This is a genomic window from Ochrobactrum sp. C6C9 (assembly GCF_022627935.1).
GTDB lineage: Bacteria > Pseudomonadota > Alphaproteobacteria > Rhizobiales > Rhizobiaceae > Brucella > Brucella teleogrylli.
Window position 1 is genome coordinate 1 of sequence record NZ_JABXGB010000072.1, and the last position, 3,267, is coordinate 3,267.

A 3,267-nucleotide genomic window follows, 5' to 3' on the forward strand; every position below is an offset into this window, starting at 1 on the left:
TTGAACACGGGACCGCGGATAATCGGCTGACATGTCCATGCGTGGTTTCTAGAGCATTCGAAACAAAAAGGGAACATCCTTGCTTGAGCCCTAGCAATGCTTCCCCGCCTCGCAATCGCTGCAGTTAAACTATGGAGTCTCCACGAGCGCTAATTGGTGAGATGTAGTCGTGGCAATCTCCGCGCAAATGTGCTAATGTGGGTTTGTGTATTTATATGGAGGCAGCCGTTATGAGCCGTCTGACAATCGACATAACAGATCAGCAGCATCAAAGCCTTAAGGCATTGGCGGCCTTGCAGGGCAAGACTATTAAGCAATATGCTCTCGAACGTCTGTTTCCAGGTGATGTTAATGCCGATCAGGCATGGCAGGAACTTAAAACCGTGCTGGGAAGTCGCATCAGCGATGGTCTTGCGGGCAATGTATCCACCAAGAGCATCGGCCAAATTCTGGATGATGAACTGGACGGGAATCGCGCTTGACGGCCTATGTCCTTACGGTAGAGGCGGAAGCGGATATGCGCCATATCATCCGCTACACGCGTAAGCAATGGAGTGATACACAGGTTCGGCGCTATATCGGCAAGCTTGAACGTGGAATTGCCAACCTTGCAGCTGGCCAAGGTACTTTTAAGGATATGAGCGCACTATTTCCGATGTTGCGGATGGCGCATTGCGAACATCATTACGTTTTTTGCTTGCCGCGCGAAAGTGCACCCGCGTTGGTGGTTGCAATTTTTCACGAACGAATGGATCTCATGGCTAGATTGGCAGATCGACTCAAATTAGACTGAGCTATAGTGGCTGAATCTTCGAGATATGTCACCCCGCGTTTTCTTTTTTCGAGCCAAGGTCAGAAACATCTGAACTGCCTCCATTTCGTATTCGAAATGCTGTAGCATCACCTGCCCAGTGGTTCCGCTTCGCTCTCCTCCTCCCTGCGAAGCGGGCGTTTTTTGGTCAAATCGTAACGGTAGCCACACTCACGACAGGCCCGAGATTCTTATCTGGGCCTATAGCCTCGGGACTGTTTTTTCCGCGCCATAGTCAGGAACATTTTGATGGCCTCTGCTTCCTGTTCGAAATGCTGTAGCTTGACCTGTCCAGAGGTTCCGATCCGGCACCATTGGCGTGTCAGGCAGGGCTCTCCAAATAGCGAATAGGAAATATGCATGGCGTAGTAGCGGGCCATGTTTTTATTCGGGTCTGTCCGTTCGACATAGAGATGAAACTGCTGGGCGATCATGCAGCAAAAGATCGCTGAAACCGTCCCTCCCGTCTAACGACAGTTTTGAATCAATCAGCTCGGACCTATTCATTTCGGTGAACTATCCCTGTGTTCCCGGTCTGTTATCCGTCAAACGACGTAGAAATGGACGAAAGTTAGGGATGACCTTTTTTGTCTCGATGGTAAAAATCGATCCATACAAAGAGGAGAGGGGCCATGGAGGGCAATCCCGATTTTCACAGATCCGGTGCGTTGAAGTCGCTTCTGACCGAAGGCGAGGAAGTGATACGTACTGCACGCGTATCCGATTATCCGAACTGGCTCGGTCGGATACCGGCTGTCCCGTTTGTCGTTATGGCACTTGCCTGTGGTCTCGGCACGCTCTTATTTATCAGCAGGATTATTTAATTTCCAAAATAGCATTGATTTGCATGGCCGGATGAGTTGACCAGTATCGAACCGTCGACCTGTTAAAAAGGCCCTGACGCTCTTCCCAAAGACGCCAGGCCGTTCAACGTAATCAGGTCAGTTGCCGTCCACGTTGAACGCCCAACGTATAATTTTCTTCGGTTGGAATTTAAACCCTGGCTTTTTTTGCAAGGACGCCGAGCCGCACGTGAAGCACGCGTATCCACACTTGGGCGCGGAAAGTTGTTTCATGCTATTCATCATATCCTGGAATCTTCGATAGCCCCTGAAACCAATGAGCTTTTTCTCTTTCCAGAGTGTTCACTGTATGCGCTTGCACTTGATGTGTAAAAAAATATGCATATATTGTGCGTATTATTGAGCGGAGGTGTGATGTGACACAGGCGCAGACAGATCGAGCATATGCTGTGGTTTCAGGCTTTGTAGACAGTCTTCAGGAGCCACGGACACCCTATATCTCGCCATCGCGGCTATCGAAAGTGCTTGGGGTCAAGGTTGCAAATCTTGCAGAATTGACGGGTGTTCATCGTAACACGCTACGCAATCCATCTTCCGAACGTCTGCAAGGCAGAATGCGGGAAATGGTAAAAGTAATATCCGCAGCGGCTGAACTGACTGGTGATCTCCAGAAGGCGATCTACTGGTATCGGAATGAGCCTATTGCTGATTACGACCACCGCACAGCCGCAGAACTTGTTGCAGATGGTGAGATAGAAGCTGTTCTGGCCTATATCAGGGACCTGGAGAACGGAGCGCGGGGATGAAGCTCGTCCGTATCGGACCGAAGGACGTTTTTCATCGTTATCTAACACCGAAATGGGCATTCCTTCCAATCAGTGGGGCTGGCGCTGCAGCAGATGGGGGACGTTTTAATCGTCCCGGCGTAGAGGCTCTGTATCTGTCAGTGTCGGCGCAGACAGCACTCGAGGAGTATCGACAAGGCGCGAGCATTACGCCGCCTGCTACACTTGCGGCTTACACGATCACTCTTGGAGAAGTGGCTGACCTTTCGAGAGGATACGATCCCGTTCATTGGGATGACGCGTGGGCTGATTGGGATTGTCGATGGCGGAAAATCGCTCGCATCGATAAAAAGACGCCGCCATCCTGGAAACTTGCTGACGAAATCATCTCGGCCGGTTTGCGAGGCCTACTCTTTCCATCCCTCCGCCATGCTGGGGGAACCAATCTCGTGATTTTTCCAGCTAATCTTATCGCTGGAGATGAAGTTGACGTTCACGATCCAGACAATCGCTTGCCGCGCGATCAATCATCGTGGCCACATTAATTTCGACCAATTCAGGCAGAAGTATTTTAAAGCGATGCCGTAGACGCGAACGACCATCAAGTCATTGGTATAACGCACTCCATCAACGTTTAATTCGGTGCGCCGATTGCTAATCACATCGGGGTCCGGCTATGCGGCACCGAGTGCCATGCTCGAATTCAGTCCAGTGAACCAGCGAAAGTCTGCATACCAACAACAGCAAATATTAGTCAGAGCCAATTCTAAATGGAAATATCACCCCAAACCGGGGGTGCGGATAAAAACTTGGACTGTTTTTACGTCACAATGCCAAGACAGTTTCGATATTCGATTGGGCTTCGTGC

The 3,267-nt window shown here is 50.3% G+C and carries 7 protein-coding genes; 5 read left to right on the forward strand and 2 right to left on the reverse strand.

Going from position 1 to position 3,267, the window contains the following annotated elements:
* The first annotated feature begins 230 nt into the window (after nt 1-230).
* Nucleotides 231-482 (forward strand): antitoxin, encoded by a 252-nt coding sequence (locus HWD97_RS23990; protein WP_109365660.1) that lies wholly within the window; start codon nt 231-233, stop codon nt 480-482.
* Nucleotides 479-793, forward strand: a complete 315-nt coding sequence (locus HWD97_RS23995) for a type II toxin-antitoxin system RelE/ParE family toxin (protein ID WP_109365661.1) — start codon at nt 479-481, stop codon at nt 791-793. The genes HWD97_RS23990 and HWD97_RS23995 overlap by 4 nt, the downstream gene beginning before the upstream one ends.
* Here HWD97_RS23995 and HWD97_RS24000 read toward each other — a convergent pair.
* On the reverse strand, nt 785-982 hold the full coding sequence (locus HWD97_RS24000; RefSeq protein WP_353411715.1) for a WGR domain-containing protein: 198 nt from the start codon (nt 980-982) through the stop codon (nt 785-787). The genes HWD97_RS23995 and HWD97_RS24000 overlap by 9 nt on opposite strands.
* Before the next feature lie 20 nt (nt 983-1,002).
* Nucleotides 1,003-1,245, reverse strand: coding sequence for a WGR domain-containing protein (locus HWD97_RS24005; RefSeq protein ID WP_109365662.1), 243 nt, complete (start codon nt 1,243-1,245; stop codon nt 1,003-1,005).
* 198 nt (nt 1,246-1,443) lie between these two features.
* Between HWD97_RS24005 and HWD97_RS24010 the strand changes: the two genes are divergently transcribed.
* The 3 genes from HWD97_RS24010 to HWD97_RS24020 all read left to right on the forward strand — a co-directional run bounded on the left by HWD97_RS24010 (nt 1,444) and on the right by HWD97_RS24020 (nt 2,944).
* A complete protein-coding gene (locus HWD97_RS24010; RefSeq protein WP_109365663.1) occupies nt 1,444-1,635 on the forward strand; it encodes a hypothetical protein in 192 nt (63 codons plus the stop codon).
* A 395-nt stretch (nt 1,636-2,030) separates the two neighbouring features.
* Nucleotides 2,031-2,420, forward strand: a complete 390-nt coding sequence (locus HWD97_RS24015) for a hypothetical protein (protein WP_109365664.1) — start codon at nt 2,031-2,033, stop codon at nt 2,418-2,420.
* Nucleotides 2,417-2,944, forward strand: coding sequence for an RES family NAD+ phosphorylase (locus HWD97_RS24020; RefSeq protein WP_109365665.1), 528 nt, complete (start codon nt 2,417-2,419; stop codon nt 2,942-2,944). Before HWD97_RS24015 ends, HWD97_RS24020 begins: the two co-directional genes overlap by 4 nt.
* The last annotated feature ends 323 nt before the right edge of the window (nt 2,945-3,267 follow it).

Excerpts from the sequence above, each read along its gene's own strand:
- HWD97_RS24020 (WP_109365665.1), top strand. The coding sequence starts at position 2,417 with ATGAAGCTCGTCCGTATCGGACCGAAGGACGTTTTTCATCGTTATCTA.
- HWD97_RS24005 (WP_109365662.1), bottom strand. The coding sequence starts at position 1,245 with ATGATCGCCCAGCAGTTTCATCTCTATGTCGAACGGACAGACCCGAAT.
- HWD97_RS23990 (WP_109365660.1), top strand. The coding sequence starts at position 231 with ATGAGCCGTCTGACAATCGACATAACAGATCAGCAGCATCAAAGCCTT.
- HWD97_RS24010 (WP_109365663.1), top strand. The coding sequence starts at position 1,444 with ATGGAGGGCAATCCCGATTTTCACAGATCCGGTGCGTTGAAGTCGCTT.